The organism is Geobacillus sp. CAMR5420, from assembly GCF_000691465.1.
Lineage (GTDB): Bacteria > Bacillota > Bacilli > Bacillales > Anoxybacillaceae > Geobacillus > Geobacillus thermoleovorans.
Genome location: NZ_JHUS01000032.1, coordinates 102,392 through 120,109, shown reverse-complemented (window position 1 = coordinate 120,109; position 17,718 = coordinate 102,392). Strand labels below are relative to the sequence as shown.

Below are 17,718 nucleotides of genomic sequence, written 5' to 3'. Positions count from 1 at the left end.
TCCCCCCTTATGATCAAACCGTTTGCAAATACCGGCTCGGAAGCGGGCGGCCGATTTTGTCGCGGATAAACAACGCCGCTTTCGTCAGCTGCTCGACATCGATGCCGGTTTCAATCCCCATGCCGTGAAGCATATATACTAAATCATCAGTGGCGACGTTTCCCGACGCTCCGGGAGCGTACGGACAGCCGCCAAGGCCGCCAAGCGAGCTGTCAAACGTCGTAATCCCCATTTCCATTGACACTAAAATATTGGCCAGCGCCGTCCCTCTCGTGTCATGGAAATGCATCGCGATCCGATCAGCCGGAAAACGGCGAAGCACGATTGCGAGCACCTCTTCGACTTGCTTGGGCGTCGCGACGCCGATCGTATCGCCAAGCGACAGTTCGTCAACCCCCATCGCCAACAACCGATCCGCCACCATCAGCACTTGATCGACGGCAACTGCCCCTTCATACGGGCAGCCAAAGACGGCGGAAACGTAGCCGCGCACCGTTTTGCCTGCTTGTTTTGCCGTTTGCACGACCGCTTCCAGCACCGGAAATGTGGCAGCGATCGTTTTGTTAATATTTTTTTGGTTGTGCGTTTCGCTCGCTGACATAAAGACGCCGACTTCGTCAATCCCCGCGGCCAACGCCCGCTCAAGCCCTCTTTCGTTCGGCACGAGCGCCGCATACGTGACGCCGGCTTTTCGGCCGATGCCGGCTGCGACCTCAGCGGCATCGGCGAGCTGCGGGATCCATTTCGGATGGACGAAGGAAGTCACCTCAATGTACGACAGCCCCGTTTCGGACAATAAGTTGATCCACGCGATTTTATCGGCGGTCGCGATCGGCGCTGCTTCGTTTTGCAGGCCGTCGCGCGGGCCGACTTCTTTGATCGTCACCTTCGCCGGCCATCGGCTCATGCTCTGCTCCCCCTTTTTACTCAATCTCGACAAGCACGTCGCCTTCGTTTACGAAATCTCCTTCCTGCACGTGGATGTGCTTCACGACGCCGGACGCCTCAGCCGCAATCGGAATCTCCATTTTCATCGATTCTAAAATGATGACATCTTGGCCTTCTTCTACATGATCCCCGACAGCCACCAACAATTTCCATACACTTCCAGCCATTGTTGCCGTTACTTGGGTCATCGTGTCTTCCTCCGTTTCTGCTTCATTTTGCTTTTGCTGGCTTCCAATGCTTCGAAAGGAAATCGGTCGTCGTATCCCCCGCTTGAAACGCCGGATGGGACAGCACGGCCTCAAGCAGCGGAATGTTCGTTTTAATCCCTTCCACGCGATAGTGTCGAAGCGCTTCGAGCAAGCGTTCAATCGCCGTTTGCCGATCCGGTCCTTTGGCGATTAGTTTGGCGATCATCGGATCATAAAACGGCGTAACCGCGGCGCCGCTTTGAACCGCCGTTTCATGACGAATCCATTCGCCTTGTGGGGCGGAAAACGCCGTAATGCGGCCGGGCGACGGGTAAAACGTGTTCGGGTCTTCGGCATAAATGCGCACTTCAATGGCGTGTCCATCGCGGCGAATGTCTTCCTGCTGATAACGAAGCGGCTCGCCGGCGGCGATGCGCAGCTGCTCTTCGACAATGTCGATGCCGGTGATTTCTTCCGTCACCGGATGTTCGACTTGGAGCCGAGTGTTCATTTCAAGAAAATAAAAGTTTTTTTGTTCGTCGACCAAAAACTCAATCGTGCCGGCGTTCGCATAGCCGATATGGCGCGCGGCCCGCACGGCTGCTTCGCCCATTTTCCGCCGTGTTTCCTCATCCAAAAACGGCGACGGCGCCTCTTCGACCACCTTTTGATGGCGGCGCTGGATCGAACACTCGCGCTCCCACAAGTAGACGCAATTGCCGCGCCCATCGGCGAGCAGCTGAATTTCAATATGGCGCGGACGTTCAATATATTTTTCAATATACATCGTCCCGTCGCCGAAAAACGAAGCCGCCCGTTTTTGGCTTCCTTCAAACGCCTGGCGCAGCTCGGCTTCATCGCGGGCGATGTGCATGCCGATGCCGCCGCCGCCGGCTGACGCCTTCAGCATGACTGGATACCCAATCGAAGCCGCCGCTTTGGCCGCTTCATCGGCGCTATCAAGCGCAAAGGAGACGCCTGGGACGATCGGCACGCCGGCTTGTTCCATCGTCCGCCGCGCTTCGATTTTGCTGCCCATCGCCGCGATGACGTCCGCCTTCGGACCGATGAAGACGATTCCTTCTTCCTCGCAGCGGCGGGCAAACGCTGGATTTTCCGACAACAGCCCGTAGCCGGGATGGATCGCCTCCGCTTTCGCCGTTTTGGCAACCTCTATGATTTTTTCGATATTTAAATAGCTTTCCGCGACGCGCGGCTTGCCGATCAAATACGCCTCATCCGCGAGCGAGACGTGGAGCGAATCCGCATCCGCTTCGGAATAGACGGCGACGGTCCGGATGCCGAGCTTTTGGCACGTGCGGATGATGCGGACGGCGATTTCGCCGCGGTTGGCAATCAACACTTTCGAAAACATCGTCTCACCCTTTCACGAAAACTGAGAATGCCGCCGGGCGGACGAAACCGCCCGGCACGGCGGTTTACGTCGTCAAGCCGAGGCGCTGTTTCGCCATTTCCCGCAGTTTAAATTTTTGGATTTTCCCGGACGCCGTCATCGGGTACGAATCAGTAAACTCAATGTAGCGCGGGATTTTATGACGGGAAATGTGGCCGCGGCAAAACTCGCGAATCTCCTCAGCCGTCGCCGTTTCGCCGTCTTTTAAGATGATCCACGCCATCACTTCTTCCCCGTATACTTCATCCGGCACGCCAACGACTTGGACGTCCAAAATTTTCGGATGTTTGTATAAAAACTCTTCGATTTCACGCGGATAAATGTTTTCGCCGCCGCGGATGATCATATCTTTCAGACGGCCGGTGATGCGGAAGTAACCGTTTTCATCCATCACCGCCAAGTCGCCGGTATGGAGCCAGCCGTCTTCATCGATCGCTTCGCGCGTCGCTTCCGAATTGTTGTAATATCCTTTCATGACATGATAGCCGCGCGTGCACAGCTCCCCTTGCACACCGGGCGGCACTTCCTTGTTCGTTCCCGGCTCGACGATTTTCACCTCGACGCCCGGCAAGGCGCGGCCAACCGTTTCGACACGCAGCTCAAGCGGATCGTCGGTGCGCGTTTGCGTGATGACTGGGGACGCTTCGGTCTGCCCGTAGGCGATGGTAATGTCTTTCATCCTCATTTTCTCGATGACCGCCTTCATCACTTCGACCGGGCAAGGAGAACCGGCCATAATGCCCGTGCGCAGCGATGACAAATCGTATTTGGCAAAATCCGGGTCGTTGAGCTCGGCGATGAACATCGTCGGCACGCCGTGAAGCGCCGTGCACCGCTCCGCCTCGACCGTCTCCAGCACCCGCTTCGGATGAAACTCCTGCACAGGCACCATCGTCGCCCCGACCGTCACGCATGCAAGCGTGCTCATGACGCAGCCGAAACAATGGAAAAACGGCACCGGAATGCACAATCGATCGCCTTCGCCAAGCCCCATGCATTGCGCGACTTGGTGGGCGTTGTTGACGATGTTGTAATGCGTCAACATCACCCCTTTCGGGAATCCAGTCGTCCCGGACGTGTATTGCATGTTGATCACATCGTGCGGGTCGAGGCTCTCCATCCGTTCATCGAGTTCTTCTTCCGATACGTCGTGCGCCATCGCCAAGATGTCGTTCCATGTAAACATGCCCGGGTGCCGTTTGTCGCCAAGAAAGACCACGTTTTTCAGCTTCGGCAGCCGTTTCGATTGCAGCTGTCCGGGCGCTGATGTGCGCAACTCGGGAACGATTTCGTACAAAATATCGATGTATGACGAATCGCGGTATTGCTCGATCAAAAACAGTGTTGTCGAGTCGGACTGCCGAAGCAAATACTCAAGCTCCGCCGCGCGGTAGTTCGTATTGACCGTAACGAGCACCGCTCCCATTTTGCCGGTCGCAAATTGGCAGGCGATCCATTCCGGAACGTTCGTCGCCCAAATGGCGACATGCTCCCCTTTTTCGATGCCAAGCCGCATCAACCCGCGCGCAACGAGGCGGCAATAGTCGTTAAACTGCCGATACGTCAGACGCAAGCCGCGGTCGGCGTACACGACCGCCTCGCGATCCGCATATTGCTTGGCTCGCTCTTCCAACAATTTCCCCACAGTCACCGTCAACATCGACCGTCTCCTCCCCTTTGTCCGAATTCATTGTTATGGATATGCAGGCATTTCCGCTTTTAGCATCCCAGTTGGCGGGCGATGACGAGACGCTGGATTTCCGATGTGCCTTCGCCGATTTCCATGAGCTTGACGTCGCGCAAGTGGCGTTCGACTCCGTATTCTTTCATATAGCCGTAGCCGCCATGGATTTGGATCGCCTGGTTGCAGACGCGAAACCCCATTTCCGAGGCGAACAGCTTGGCGAACGATGCTTCTTTTGTAAACGGTTTCCCTTGATCCTTCAGCCAGGCTGCTTTGTACACCATGTTGCGGGCAAGCTCAATTTCCATCGCCATATCAGCCAGTTTAAATTGAATGGCTTGAAACTTGGAAATCGGCTGGCCAAACTGAACGCGCTCTTTTGCGTATTGAAGCGCTTTCTCAAACGCCGCTTGCGCGATGCCGACCGCCAGCGCGGCGATCGAGATGCGCCCGCCATCAAGCGTGTACAAAAACTGTTTAAACCCTTTTTGCGGGTCGCCCAAGACGTTTTCTTTCGGCACGCGGACGTTCTCAAAGACAAGCTCGCACGTATTGGACGCGCGCACGCCCATCTTGTCGTAATTCGAACGAATCGTAAATCCTGGGGAGTCCGTTGGCACGATGAGAGCGGTGATGATGTTTTTGCCGCGCGCATCTTTGCCCGTCACAGCTGTGACAATGACTTGCCGCGCGTATTGGGCGTTTGTGATCCAACATTTTTCGCCGTTGATGACATACTCATCGCCGTCCAGCACCGCGGTCGTGCGCGTGCCCCCGGCGTCCGATCCGGCGTTCGGCTCCGTGAGCCCAAAAGCGCCAAGCGTCTCGCCTTTCGCCATCGGCACAAGCCATTTTTGCTTCTGTTCTTCCGTCCCGAAGTAGTAAATCGGGCTCGCTCCGAGCGACACAGCGGCCGCATAGCTCAACCCGGTGCCGCCGCAGGCGCGGCCGATTTCCTCAACGGCGATGGCGTACGAAATCGTATCGCCCCCAGCGCCGCCGTACTCTTCCGGAAACGGCAGGCCCAACAACCCCAACTCGCCCATTTTGCGAAAGACATCGAGCGGAAAATGCGCTTCTTCATCCCATTTCGCCGCGTATGGGGCAATTTCCTTCTCAGCAAAGTCGCGAACCATTTCTTTAATCATTTGTTGTTCTTTCGTCAATGAAAAATCCATGTTCTCCCTCTCCCCCATAGAAAATGTTCTATCATTTGAACCGACTAGTCGGTTTCAGTAAGGAAACGAGTGTAAACGGTTTTGATTTTTTGAAGCGTTTCCGAAACCGACTAGTTGGTCTGTATACGATCAACAACTTATTCGGCGGTCGGCCGCAACAAAAACCGCGCCGCCGCTGGGTTTTCTGGTGTGCGGAGCACCGCATGCAAAATGAAATCGGCAAAATACGCCGCGATCTCCTCAATGGACAACGGACCATCCGGATTGTACCATTTGTATGTCCAATTGACCATGCCGATAATGGACATGCCAGTAATCTCCACCGACAGCTCCGGACGAAATTCCCCGGCTTCAATCCCCTCACGAATGACCCGAAAAATGATTTGCTTGAACTCTTCTCGCTTTTCATTGATCGGTTCAGCGTATTCCGGTTTTAAGTACGTGCTTTCCTGGTAAAACACGGTGATGTGTGGTTTATACAAATGAAACACTTTGACAAACGACTGCACGATGGCGTACAAGCGCTCGGTCGGCGTCGAACAGCTTTCATACGCTTCCTGCGCCTTCGTCAGCGCATACGTGATAAAGACGTCATGGATATGATACAAAAGCTCATCTTTGGATTTAAAATTATGGTAAAAACCGCCTTTGGATGTGTCGCTTTCGGCAACGATGCGGTCGACCGTCACGCCGTGGTAGCCGTATTTCTCAAATAAATGAAGCGCCGTATCGATAATGCGGTCTCTGAGCGGTTTGTCAGCCATAGAAAATCCCCTTTGCCATTTATAATACACTATTTTCTGAAAAAGTGAAATATTTTTTGTTTTGCCTTTACCATACCCGAACTGCACCATGATTGTCAACCATTGCTTCTCATGACCAACACAGTCGTACAGGGCCTGCTGATACATAATGGCCGCCATGTTTTCAAATGATAAAGATGGAGGTGGCTTCGATTGGAACCGATGCTATGCCCAAACTGCAAAACGAACCGGACGCGGTTTCATCTCATTGAGCAGCACCCGCGTGCGGTCAAGCTCGATCCGCACACCGGCGACATCGAGCACGAATACACAAACAAAGCGCTCGAACCGTTCCATCTCCCGTACCGCGGCCCGAGCTACCGCGTCCAATGCGGCGTCTGCGGGCTGATCGAAGATGCGGACATGTTCATTCAGCGCGCAAAATCGTCTCCATTGAGGTGATTCCATATGGCGAACAAAAAACAAACACCTTCTTCCATCGCTGACCAAAAACAGCTCGTCAACGACAAGGCAAAAGCGATGCGGGAGCACGGCGGCGAGCACATTCGCCGCGGCACGCCCAACGGCGCAGACGGACAATAACCGCCAGCCTGCTTTTGTACACAAGCAAGCTGGCGGGACTTCCGCCCTTCTAACGGTACATCGCCCACAATCCGATATCGCGAAAACCAAGGCGATGGTAAATGCGGCCGGCGGTTGGATTGTCGTAAAACAAGCACGGCATCTTCCCTTCAGCGAGCAAATCGCAAACGAGCTTCGCCACGATGGCGCTCGCATATCCTTTCCCGCGATGTCCTTGATCCGTGCAGACGCCGACGATCATCGCCGACAATGAGTTTTCCGCTGATGTCGATGCGGCGGCCACCATTCGGCCGTCTTGTTCAATGTAGTACGTTCTAGCTGAATTGGTTTCCATCCCTTTCACTAGCATATCGCGGGACGACGGCCTCGTTTCAAATTCGGCAATGCGGCGCCGCAAGTCGAGAATCCGGTCGACATCGGCCAATTCGGCTTTTTTGACGGCGAACGCCCCCATTTCTTGACGGGCGTATTCATCCGTCCGACACTCGCAAAAGTAAAGCGTTCGCTTCTCCCCAAGCGGCAGCCGCTCTTCGAACTGCCTGGCAATGTCCGCCTTGCCGGACAGCTGGATGGACGATGATTGGGCTGTCTCGCGGATGAGACGAGCAAAGCCATCGGCATCAAAATCGCCAGGCGCGTACGGAATGTAGGAATCGTAATAACGGAGCAGCACCGCCTTCAGCGAGCCGGCATCGTCAAACTGCCCCCAAACGTCTTGGAAATCGGCGTCATAGCCAAACGACTCAATATCGCCGATGATAAATAAATTGAACGACGGATCTTGCCGCAAAAACGAAAATACTTGTTGATCGTCTTCGGCCGTTAACCGGCGAATCATAGAATTCCCCCGCTTTTCGAATGATATTTTTTCCATTATACTATGAATCATCCCTGTTGCCAATGGCATTTGTGGCGTCAAACCGAGAGGACTGCCGATGCCCCTAAGTCTGCATCGGCCAACTGCAAAGAAAGGAGGAAGCCCGCTCTCAAAAAAGCGAGGCGACGATGCCGATGAAGTTTATTTGGCAGCCCTGTGAACATGATTTCGAAGACGGCTTTTCCATTGCTTGCTTAACAGACAGTGGCGAAACACAAACCGTTTTCCCACGCGCGCTCATCGGTAAAACTGTACATCATAGCCTTCTTTCAACAACACTTGGTAGATTTGCTGAATGTGGTCTTCGTTTTTTGTCTCGAGCGAAAAGTGAATTTCCGCCTGACCTGGCAGCACTTTGGCGCCGATGCGCTGATGATGAATCGACATCACGTTTGCCTCAAGCTCCGCAATAATGCGCAGCAGCTTGTTCAACTGGCCCGGCTTGTCGGAGATGACCGTTGTAAACGTCACAAATCGTCCGGCTTCGACGAGCCCCCGCTCGATGATGCGGGAAATGAGCGTCACATCGACGTTGCCGCCGCTTAAAATGGCGGCGACTTTTTTGCCGCGAAACGGCAGCTTTTGATACAACAATGCCGCCAGCGGACAAGCTGCCGCCCCTTCGATCAACAGCTTGTTCCGCTCGAGCACATACAGCATCGTCCGCGAAATTTCCGCCTCTTCCACGCATACAACGCCATCGACGTATTGCTCAATGTATTGGTACGTAATATTGCCCGGCTTTTTCACGGCAATCCCATCGGCGATCGTATTCGATGCGGCAATGGAGACGGGCTGTTTATGGCGTATGGCCGCCGTCATGCCGGGGCAAGCCGATGACTCAACGCCGTACACTTCAACCGACGGCTTCAGCTGTTTTAACGTAAGCACCACCCCCGCAAGCAACCCGCCGCCGCCGACCGGACAAAGAACGACATCGACGTCGGGAAGCTGCTCGATCAGCTCTAAGCCGATCGTCCCTTGGCCGGCCATCACCGCCAAGTCGTCAAACGGGTGTACAAACGTCATTCCCCGCTCGCGCTGCAACTCTAACGCATATTCCAAAGACTCGTCAAACACATCGCCGTACAGCACGACTTCCGCCCCGTAGCTTTTCGTCGCTTCAATTTTGCTGAGCGGCGCCCCTTTCGGCATGACAATCGTGCAAGGAATGCCGAGCATGCCGCTTGCGTAGGCGACCCCTTGGGCGTGGTTGCCGGCCGAGGCGGCGATGACGCCGCGCGCCCTTTCTTCTTCCGTGAGCGACATAATTTTATTGAATGAGCCTCTCACCTTAAACGAACCTGTTTTTTGCAAATTTTCCAGTTTCATATACACGTCATTGCCGGACAGCCGGCTGAACGTCTGCGAATGCTCAAGCGGCGTTTGGTGGACGATGCCTTTCATTTTCGCTCGCGCTTGTTCAATGTCTGTTAACGTCAACATCATCAAACCACCCTTTCCGATCGGGCGACCGGTTCTTGTTCCCCCCGCTTTATTATATACAAAACATTTCATCACCGACAAATGTTGCTTTTCTTTAGTTGGTTTTGGATTATTTTTAGCATATATATAAGTTGAAACTTTGTTTTACATCCAGTAGAACGCCCGCTGCATTCTATCAAAATGACTTGTTATGAAGAAAAACAGAATCGAACAATCGGAAAATCTTTATTGCAACTTATATAGTTTTGTTGCATAAAATCATGTTCAACAAACATCGCTGCAACCCGCTTCCTTTGTCAAACCGTTTGAACGTTGGACTTGTCCCAAAACATCAGAGTGTTTCTAGGGGAAGAGCTGTCTACGGTCTGTTCTTTTTCTTTTGTGAATATTGTTTATTTAGAACATTGTTCTATAGATTTGGCCAATTGCCAACGGGAAAAAGCGGCCAAAAAGATCGGCGATAGGCAAACGCGAGGGAATTTGCTAATATGAAAGAAAAGCATTCGGAAGACGAAAGGATGAAACGGTTGTGACGAAAAAGTTGTACTATACGGCGCCGGATGTTGACGTGTGGACGACAACGGTGACAAGCGTCCGCCAAGACGGCGAAACATACATTGTCACCTTGGCGGAAACAGCGTTTTACCCGGAAGGCGGCGGCCAACCGTCTGACGCCGGCACGATCGCCGGCTTGCCGGTGCTCGATGTGTTTGACGAAAACGAGGAAGTGTATCACCGCCTTCCTGCCCACCCGAGAATGGGCGCCGTTTCATGCGTCCTTGATAGGAAACGGCGCCGCGATCATACACAACAGCATAGCGGCCAACATTTATTATCCGCTGTACTCGTTGAACAGCTCGGCGCCGAAACAGTCGGTTTTCACCTTGGCCGCGAGGTCGTCACAATCGACATCACGGCGGGTGCGCTGACGGAAGCAGACATGCTGGCAGTGGAAAACCGGGCCAACGAACTCATTTACGCGAATCTCCCGGTCGAGACGTATTGGGTGACGCCGGAAGAAGCAGAACGGATGCCGTTTCGCAAGCGTCCCGATGTCCAAGGTTCTGTCCGTGTTGTCGAGATGAAAGGGATCGATTTGTCGGCGTGCTGCGGCACCCATGTGAAACGCACGGGCGAAATCGGCGTGATCAAATTGCTGAAAGCAGAGCGCCATCGCGGCATGACGCGTCTTTCCTTTCTTTGCGGCGGCCGGGCGCTTGCCGACTACCAGCAAACCCACCGCGTCGTGCAGGCGGCAGCAGGTCGGTTCGGGACAAGCCGCGATCAGCTGCTCGACGTGATCGCAAAATGGGAACAAGAGAAAAAAGAATGGGAAAAACGGCTGCGCCAATACGAGGCAATCGTCTTTGCCGTCGAAGCCGAACGGGCCGCCGCCGAATCAGGACGTGCAGTGATTGGCCGTTACGACCAATATGGGGCAAAAGAACTGCAAATGATCGCCCGTCTGATCGCCGACCGTTATGGCAAAACCGCGCTTCTCGCCTCCACCTCCGATTGGCGCGCCGTGATCGCCAAAGCACCGTCTTCCTTGCTCCATGCAGGGAACTGGCTGAAAGAACAAGCCGCCCTGTTTGGCGGCAAAGGGGGCGGCAACGAGCGGCAGGGGCAAGCTGCTTTTCCGTCCCTTGAGGCGCTTAGCCAGTTCCTTTCCCGCGTGGAAACGGCAGGCATCGATTGACGGCTCCTGCCCGCACCGCCCGGTTGCTTCGATTCGTTTCGTCCTCCCGTCGGATCGATGCGATGTCCGCCATAGCCGACGGAGAGCGGTTTTTGTAAAATGAAAAACGAAATGTGCAGCTAAGGAGTTTGAAGAGATGAACGATCGACTCGTACAATCGCAAATCGAAGAGCTCGAACGAAAGCTGCGCGCTTATGAGCGGCTCATCGAAAAGCTTCCGTTTCCGTTCACCTTTGCCGATTACGAAAGTGGAATCGCCATCGAAAAAAAGCGCGGCGACGTCCGGCCGCACCTTCGCACCATTCCACCGTCCCTTGAAAAGGAAGCCAAATGGCAGTGGGATATTGACTTGTATCACGACGTACCGTTTGAAAAAGTGGAAGCCTTTTTGACGCCGTTGCTCGATCTCGTGCCGCACCATATCGTTTTTGTCGACGACAAAGGGATCATCACGCTTTGCAATTTGCAGGCGGCCATTGACACGGGCGTCGAGCGCGACGCCATCATCGGCAAACATATTCGCGAGCTGCTGAAGCTGCCTGACGAGCTGATCGCAACGCTCGAATCGCTTGAAAAAGGCGAGCCGCTTTACAATTACGAAGTGCTCGACCGATTTTACGGCATCGTCAACACCCGTTTTATTTACAACGATGACGGATCGATCAAACGAGTCATCAGTATGTTTCAGTCGCTCAATATGATGAAAGAAACAGAAAAGCTGGCGGTCGCTGGCCGCATCGCCGCCGGCATCGCCCATGAAATCCGCAATCCGCTGACGACGGTGCGCGGATATTTGCAACTATTGAAAAGCGACTTGCCGGATCGCATCGCCTCGCTCGTTGAGCGGCTTTTAATTCCTGAGCTCGACCGGGCGAACGACATTATCACGGATTTTTTGAATATCGCCAAGCCGGCGGACGTCAAAATGGAGACGTTCAACTTGCACCGCTTTTTGCGCGACGATGTCGGCGTCCTATTGCAAAGCGAAGCGCTATTGCATAACGTCGACGTCCATTTTGACCTTGATGACCAGCTTGACGACTACGAAATGAACGGCGACCGCAGCCAGCTTTTGCAAGTGTTTTTAAACTTATTTCGCAACGCCGTGGAAGCAAAAGTGGCGAAAACGATGAAGGTGTCGATCTGCAGCCGAAAAATCAACCATCTCGTTCAGCTTCGCTTCTGCGACGATGGGCCCGGCATTCCGCCGTCGGTCATCGACCATGTTTTCGATCCGTTTTTTTCAACGAAGGAAACGGGAACTGGGCTCGGCCTGTCATTATCGAAAAAAATCGTCGAACTGCATCGCGGGACGATGAAAGTGCAAAGCGACGCGCACGGCACATGTTTTTTGATCGAATTCCCGCTTTGCAGCCAACCGCCGTTTCTTTCGTCATAAATCGCTTCCGAAGAGGGGGGGGCATCCCAGCTTCGGAAGTGGAGAGATTGATGATTTAGAACAATGTGTCACTTTATTACGGAAAAGGAGGAGCCATTATGGCAACGACCGCTCCGCCCAACGGCAAATGGCGGCGCCTGTTCGCCTTGTTTCTTCCCATTTTTGTTTCGCAAACCGGTCAATATGCCATGAACTTTGTCGATGTCGCCATGTCCGGTCATGCGAGCGCCGAAGATCTTGCCGGCGTCGCGATCGGCTCAAGCCTATGGGTGCCGGTGTTTACCGGCGCCGGCGGCATTTTGCTCGCCCTGTCCCCGATCGTCTCACACCATTTCGGCGCCGGACGGCATGACTCGATCACTCGCGCCGTCGCCCAGGCGCTCTACTTGGCTGTCGCGCTTGCTGCCGCCATTGTCCTGATCGGCGCCGCTTCTGTGCCGTTTATCTTGAAACAGATGTCTTTGGATGAAAACGTTCGGCATATCGCCTTTCATTATTTGCGCGCCTTGTCGTTTGGGATCATCCCTCTGTTTCTTTATTCTGTGCTCCGCTATTTCATCGATGCGCTTGGGCAAACGAAAGTGACGATGTGGATTACGCTCACCGCCTTGCCGGTCAATATGCTGTTCAACTGGTTGTTGATTTACGGGCATGGCGGATTTCCGCGCCTTGGCGGCATCGGCACTGGTTACGCGACGGCGATCACGTATGCGTACTGCTTCGCGGCCGCTGCCTTTGCCGCTTTGAAATTTCGCCGCTTGGCTCCCTATCGTGTACTCGTCCGTTTCTACCGTCCGTCATGGGCCGCATGGAAAGAGTTGCTGAAAACCGGGGTGCCGATCGGGTCGGCCATCTTTTTTGAAACGAGCATTTTCGCTGCGGTGACGCTGCTTGTCGGCCGGTTTGGCGCGGAAACGGTCGCCGCGCATCAAAGCGCCCTCAACTTCGCTTCACTGTTGTATATGATTCCGCTCAGCTTATCGATGGCGCTGACGATCGCCGTGGGCGTTGAAGCCGGGGCCAACCGTTATGAAGCGGCCAAACAATATTGCTTGATCGGCATCACCCTCGCCTTGGCCGTCGCCGCCGCCGCTGCATTGTTTCTTTCCGTCTTCCGCGGCGATGTTGCTCGACTGTATACAAACGATCCGACAGTGGCGGCGTTGACGGAGAAGTTTTTGCTCTATGCGATCTTCTTTCAAGTTTCCGATGCCATCGCCGCTCCCATCCAAGGAGCGCTGCGGGGCTATAAAGAGGTAAGCGCCGTTTTTTGGTCCGCTCTTCTCGCCTATTGGGGCGTTGGGCTTCCGCTTGGCTGCGCGCTCGCTCTACTGACTGCCGCCGGGGCGTTCGGCTATTGGATCGGCCTGATCGCCGGATTGGCAACGGGCGCGCTGTTTCTCAGCTTTCGCCTGCGGGCCGTTTGGCGCAGACATGACAGCGGGCGTGCGCCATGCGCCTTTTAAGAGGGAGCGGTCGATAAACAAGGATGTCCCGCTCAGTTCTAGGGACATCCTTTTTGTTTCAGCATGATGGATCATGCAGTCGACAAAGCCGGTTTCCCTTAGCCGACCTCCTTAGGCGACGGCTGCTGCTTCATATACTGTAATACATCGAGGTCGATTTTTCCTTTCTCCACTTGGCGCTCCTCAAAATTTTCTGTATGTATATACACGGTCAGCGCCTCATGAAGCGCCTCGCGATCCGCCGAGCGCTCTTTCGATAAATAACCGAGACGGACCAAGTGGGCGGCCACCTCTTCCTTTACCGTTCCTTCAATCGCTGCCACTTTTTCGGGACGCGGTTTCTCAAAGTAAAGCTGGCGCAACTGATACAAGCGAATAAGCTCCTCGATCGGCCGCGGGTGATCATCGACGCGCAAATCGATATAACGGTCATTGTAGCCGCCATATCCCCCTCCTTCTTTCACGACAAGCAAGGCGGCCGACTGTTGCCCGCGGCGGTCGCCCCCCGCTGCCTGACCAGCTTGAAGCGCCTTTAGCAATCGCTCGGCGAGCGGACCTTTTGTCTGCTCAAACGCCCTTCCCATTGCCAGCACCGTTTCCTCGCCTGCTAAAATATTGCCTTGAGCCGCATAGTTCGGCCCGGTGATGCCCCCGGCCCACGGGTAACATTTTTTCCCGGTGAACGTCGCCGCCCGTCCTTTCGCATCCACGATGCCGACTTGGCGCAAATCGCGCTCACTGTCATCGGCAACGAGCAACTCAAGCGCTTCTTGCGCCGATTTCCCTTTTGCCATCCATTCGAGGCCGCGCGGTCCGTACGACGTGTTGGCGTACGATTGCGTCGCCACCGCTCCGACGCCCGCTTTCGCCCACGGAACAACCGCACCAACGCCTAAAAATTTCGATTGAACAGCGATGCCAAGCTCCCCGGTCGCCGGATCGAACGCGACGATCGAAAACGTCGCGACAACATCTTTCGGAATGCGTTTCATTTTCTTACCCTCCACGCTACTTCCATTTTTTTATTCTCCTTATATTTCTCCTCTTCCCTCCCATCTTCCTCCCTCTTTCAAAAAATAGCGGGGGAAACAGCCGTTGCCCGGCCGTCTCCCCCCGCATGCCCATCATCCGCCTAGCACCATGTTGCCCCGACGATAATGAGCAAAATAAACAAAACGACAATCAGCACGAAGCCGTAGCCGTAGCCGCCATAACCCGGGTAGCCGAAGCCATAGCCGCCCCAGCCGCCATAAAAGCCGCATGTCATATTCGTCACCTCCTTGCTAGCAAGTAGGGTTCGTTAGTACACCCAACCACCGACACATGCACATCCGACAATAATCAACAAGATGAACAGAACGACGATCAACGCGAATCCGCCGCCGTAAGCTGCACCCATTTGCCAGCACCTCCTTCGTTTTTGTACTAGTAGACTATTCAGAAGCCGAGGAAATGGTTAGATGTTTCGGCAAAAATGGGTATTTGCCGCAGAAATGGAAAAAAAGCGGCCCGTCCTCGGACCGCTGCTACGCCTCGAGCGAGCTTCGCTTCCATTTTTTCCGCCCTGACGCCTGCTTGATTTGAACAGCAGAAAACAAAATAAGCGCCGCCCAGATGCAGCTAAACGCATAAAAATGCGCTTTCGTAAACGGCTCGCCGAACAAAAAGACGCCAAGGAGAAGGCTGATCGTCGGCGAAATGTATTGCAAAAAACCAAGTGTTGTCATCGACACACGCTTCGCCCCTTTGGCGAAATACAAAAGCGGCACGGCCGTCGCTGGCCCGGCTCCAGCCAACAGCGCCCATTGCCACCATTCGGCCGTCTTGACGAGGGCTGGCGTTTCGTTGTACACCCATAATAAGTAAACGGCTGAAAGCGGCATGACGGCCATTGTTTCAAGCGTCAAGCCAATGGACGAGTCAACGCTGGCCAGTTTTTTCACTAAGCCGTAAAACCCGAACGTCAATGCGAGCGATATGGCGACCCACGGAAACGCGCCATATTCCGCCGTCATCGCCGCCACGCCGGCGGCGGCCAGAAGAACAGCGGTCCACTGCCCTACGCTCAGCCGCTCGCGCAGTACGATCGTCCCAAGCGCCACACTGACAAGCGGGTTGATATAATAGCCGAGGCTCGTTTCAACAACATGATGATGATTCACCGCCCATATGTAGACAAACCAGTTGGCGCTGATGAGCACGGCAGCAGCGGCGATCCCCCATGCCTTAGCCGGCTTACGGCGCATCGCCCGAAGCTCCCGGCGGAAGGCGCCAAGCTGCCCATTCGCTGCCAGAAGGATGGCCATAAACACGAACGACCACACGATGCGGTGCGCCAAAATCTCAAGCGCCGGGCGCGCCTCTAGCAGCTTCCAGTACAGCGGCAATACTCCCCACAGCAAGTACGAAGCAGCCGTATACAAGATGCCTTGCTTTTCTTCGCTCCAATGCCCCACGTCGTCTTCTCCTTTTCCATGATCATTTCTGTTTCATTATACCGCCGCCGCTTCACTTTATCCATCAAAACACTCACCCGCATCGCTCGACGCGGTTGCCCAATGGAGAAGGGGCGCAGCTGAATATGAGCACCCGCCCCCTTCGCGGCCCGTTTGACCGCCGCCCTTTCTTATTTTTTCGCTCATCAAGCGACACAGGCACAGCCAACAATAATCAGTAAAATGAACAGGACGATGACGACCGTATAACCGCTGTTGACAAAACCGCTCACGGCGGGCACCTCCTTCATCGGTTCACAGGGCCATCATATGCGCCCGCCCGCCCAAACGGCCGGGCGAATGCCCAAATTTCTAGAAGATTGGTGAAAAACCGCGTTTTCTTCAAAAAGATTGGTCCACGAACGCACGGAAGAGCCGTTGATCCATTGGCGAAAGCTCCTTGCTGGAGCGTTTTCTCCGTTACATCACCGACCTTCCAGAAAAACGCCTATTTTTCTTTCGTCCCCGTCTCTCCCCACCAACCTTTTCGCTTAAAATAGAGGGCGATGAGCATCGCAACAGTTGCCATGAGCAACAAGGCAAACGGGTAGCCGTATCTCCATTTCAGCTCTGGCATAAACGCAAAATTCATGCCGTATACACCGGCGATAAACGTCATCGGCAAAAATATGACGCTCACCAATGTCAATGTCTTCATAATGACGTTCATATGATCTGATTTGAGCGACAGTTGCAAATCGAAAATGGCGGACAATGATTCCTTAAACGCGTCGAGCGCGGCGGGCACGCGCGAGAATCGCGACGCCACTTCCTCGATATACGGATTCGTCTCTTGGTTGATATACGGCAAATCAGCGTGGCGGATCATTTTGATCGCTTCTTCCTGCGCCTCGGCGATTTGGCGCAGCTCATGAAGATGTGTTTTCATCCGATAAATCTCGCGCCCGATTTCGTTGGCAAACGGGGTCGCAAACACTTGCCGTTCAAGCGTCTGAATGCGGTCAGCGATCTGATCGATGACTTGCAAAAAACGGATGGCGGCCAAGTCTAAAAAGTGATACAGCACGTACCCAGGATACAGCGCCTGACCGCGATGATTCAACAAACGTTCTTTCACGTGATCAACAAGCGGATCGTTTTCATCCATATAGCTGATCATATATTGGCTGCCGGCCAGCAAACGAACGTTCACTGTCCGGCCGGACGGACGAACGATAAACAGCGATAAGAAGAAACATCCTTCGTATTCGTCAAACGTGGGAATATCTGTCCCATTCATCAGCCGCTGTTGGGCGAGAGGGTGAATGGACAGCGAAGAAAGAAGCTGCTCCAAATCCGGCTTGGCGGCGGCGGTGAAATGAAGCCAACACGACTGGCTGCCTGCCGGCGCATGGCGTTTGTACGTTCCGTCAACCGTCAAACGAAAGTTATGCTCGATCGCCATAGACTGACGTCCTTTCCATGCAAACGATTTTAATTGTATTGTTTGCTGTTTGCCGCAAAACTACTCCCCTCCCGCCGCCAAAAACAAGTCAGCGGCAACGGTTTGGCCGCATCCGCTCGCTGTTGGCGACAAGCAGCTTCTCCCGGCTGCATCCCGGCTGCAAAGCGTCACAT

Annotated in this window: 19 protein-coding genes; 5 read left to right on the top strand and 14 right to left on the bottom strand. The window is 54.2% G+C overall.

Going from position 1 to position 17,718, the window contains the following annotated elements:
* Window positions 1-13: 13 nt before the first annotated feature.
* From DI44_RS08570 to DI44_RS08595, 6 genes are all read right to left on the bottom strand, one after another.
* Entirely contained in the window at window positions 14-907 is an 894-nt protein-coding gene (locus DI44_RS08570) for a hydroxymethylglutaryl-CoA lyase (RefSeq protein WP_033025302.1), read from the bottom strand.
* Between the two features lie 16 nt (window positions 908-923).
* Window positions 924-1,184, bottom strand: a complete 261-nt coding sequence (locus tag DI44_RS08575) for an acetyl-CoA carboxylase biotin carboxyl carrier protein subunit (protein ID WP_223810938.1) — start codon at window positions 1,182-1,184, stop codon at window positions 924-926.
* Window positions 1,159-2,511 (bottom strand): acetyl-CoA carboxylase biotin carboxylase subunit, encoded by a 1,353-nt coding sequence (gene accC, locus DI44_RS08580; RefSeq protein WP_033025301.1) that lies wholly within the window; start codon window positions 2,509-2,511, stop codon window positions 1,159-1,161. Before accC ends, DI44_RS08575 begins: the two co-directional genes overlap by 26 nt.
* Before the next feature lie 64 nt (window positions 2,512-2,575).
* Complete coding sequence (locus tag DI44_RS08585; protein ID WP_033025300.1) at window positions 2,576-4,210, bottom strand: AMP-binding protein; 1,635 nt, start codon at window positions 4,208-4,210, stop codon at window positions 2,576-2,578.
* A 59-nt stretch (window positions 4,211-4,269) separates the two neighbouring features.
* Window positions 4,270-5,412 carry an acyl-CoA dehydrogenase gene (locus DI44_RS08590; protein WP_033025298.1) on the bottom strand — a complete coding sequence of 381 codons (1,143 nt, stop codon included), beginning with the start codon at window positions 5,410-5,412 and terminating at the stop codon, window positions 4,270-4,272.
* A gap of 137 nt (window positions 5,413-5,549) precedes the next feature.
* The gene (locus DI44_RS08595; RefSeq protein WP_033025296.1) at window positions 5,550-6,176 is read right to left on the bottom strand and encodes a TetR/AcrR family transcriptional regulator; all 627 of its coding nucleotides are present in this window, start codon (window positions 6,174-6,176) and stop codon (window positions 5,550-5,552) included.
* 192 nt (window positions 6,177-6,368) lie between these two features.
* Between DI44_RS08595 and DI44_RS08600 the strand changes: the two genes are divergently transcribed.
* Together DI44_RS08600 and DI44_RS19655 are read left to right on the top strand one after the other, a co-directional pair.
* Entirely contained in the window at window positions 6,369-6,617 is a 249-nt protein-coding gene (locus tag DI44_RS08600) for a hypothetical protein (protein WP_033025294.1), read from the top strand.
* Window positions 6,618-6,623: 6 nt separating this feature from the next.
* A complete protein-coding gene (locus tag DI44_RS19655) occupies window positions 6,624-6,758 on the top strand; it encodes a hypothetical protein (RefSeq protein WP_020755515.1) in 135 nt (44 codons plus the stop codon).
* Between the two features lie 49 nt (window positions 6,759-6,807).
* Here DI44_RS19655 and DI44_RS08605 read toward each other — a convergent pair whose 3' ends face one another.
* Together DI44_RS08605 and ilvA are read right to left on the bottom strand one after the other, a co-directional pair.
* Entirely contained in the window at window positions 6,808-7,596 is a 789-nt protein-coding gene (locus tag DI44_RS08605) for a GNAT family N-acetyltransferase (RefSeq protein ID WP_011231089.1), read from the bottom strand.
* 276 nt (window positions 7,597-7,872) lie between these two features.
* Window positions 7,873-9,081: a threonine ammonia-lyase gene (ilvA, locus tag DI44_RS08610; protein WP_033025293.1), complete on the bottom strand. Its 1,209-nt coding sequence runs from the start codon at window positions 9,079-9,081 to the stop codon at window positions 7,873-7,875.
* A 529-nt stretch (window positions 9,082-9,610) separates the two neighbouring features.
* Here ilvA and DI44_RS08615 point away from each other — a divergent pair.
* The 3 genes from DI44_RS08615 to DI44_RS08625 all read left to right on the top strand — a co-directional run bounded on the left by DI44_RS08615 (window position 9,611) and on the right by DI44_RS08625 (window position 13,645).
* The gene (locus tag DI44_RS08615; protein WP_033025292.1) at window positions 9,611-10,780 is read left to right on the top strand and encodes a DHHA1 domain-containing protein; all 1,170 of its coding nucleotides are present in this window, start codon (window positions 9,611-9,613) and stop codon (window positions 10,778-10,780) included.
* Window positions 10,781-10,916: 136 nt separating this feature from the next.
* Window positions 10,917-12,179, top strand: a complete 1,263-nt coding sequence (locus DI44_RS08620; protein ID WP_033025290.1) for an ATP-binding protein — start codon at window positions 10,917-10,919, stop codon at window positions 12,177-12,179.
* A gap of 98 nt (window positions 12,180-12,277) precedes the next feature.
* Window positions 12,278-13,645, top strand: a complete 1,368-nt coding sequence (locus DI44_RS08625; RefSeq protein WP_033025288.1) for an MATE family efflux transporter — start codon at window positions 12,278-12,280, stop codon at window positions 13,643-13,645.
* 98 nt (window positions 13,646-13,743) lie between these two features.
* Here the strand turns inward: DI44_RS08625 and DI44_RS08630 are convergent, their stop codons facing one another.
* The 6 genes from DI44_RS08630 to corA form a co-directional block, all read right to left on the bottom strand.
* On the bottom strand, window positions 13,744-14,637 hold the full coding sequence (locus DI44_RS08630; protein ID WP_033025287.1) for a DUF1028 domain-containing protein: 894 nt from the start codon (window positions 14,635-14,637) through the stop codon (window positions 13,744-13,746).
* 140 nt (window positions 14,638-14,777) lie between these two features.
* Window positions 14,778-14,912 (bottom strand): YjcZ family sporulation protein, encoded by a 135-nt coding sequence (locus tag DI44_RS17980; RefSeq protein ID WP_080985683.1) that lies wholly within the window; start codon window positions 14,910-14,912, stop codon window positions 14,778-14,780.
* A gap of 33 nt (window positions 14,913-14,945) precedes the next feature.
* Window positions 14,946-15,044: a YjcZ family sporulation protein gene (locus DI44_RS17975; protein WP_013145429.1), complete on the bottom strand. Its 99-nt coding sequence runs from the start codon at window positions 15,042-15,044 to the stop codon at window positions 14,946-14,948.
* Window positions 15,045-15,171: 127 nt separating this feature from the next.
* A complete protein-coding gene (gene rarD, locus DI44_RS08635) occupies window positions 15,172-16,101 on the bottom strand; it encodes an EamA family transporter RarD (protein ID WP_033025285.1) in 930 nt (309 codons plus the stop codon).
* Between the two features lie 185 nt (window positions 16,102-16,286).
* Window positions 16,287-16,391: a YjcZ family sporulation protein gene (locus DI44_RS17970; RefSeq protein ID WP_013145431.1), complete on the bottom strand. Its 105-nt coding sequence runs from the start codon at window positions 16,389-16,391 to the stop codon at window positions 16,287-16,289.
* A 197-nt stretch (window positions 16,392-16,588) separates the two neighbouring features.
* The gene (gene corA / locus DI44_RS08640; protein ID WP_013523676.1) at window positions 16,589-17,545 is read right to left on the bottom strand and encodes a magnesium/cobalt transporter CorA; all 957 of its coding nucleotides are present in this window, start codon (window positions 17,543-17,545) and stop codon (window positions 16,589-16,591) included.
* Between the last annotated feature and the right edge of the window lie 173 nt (window positions 17,546-17,718).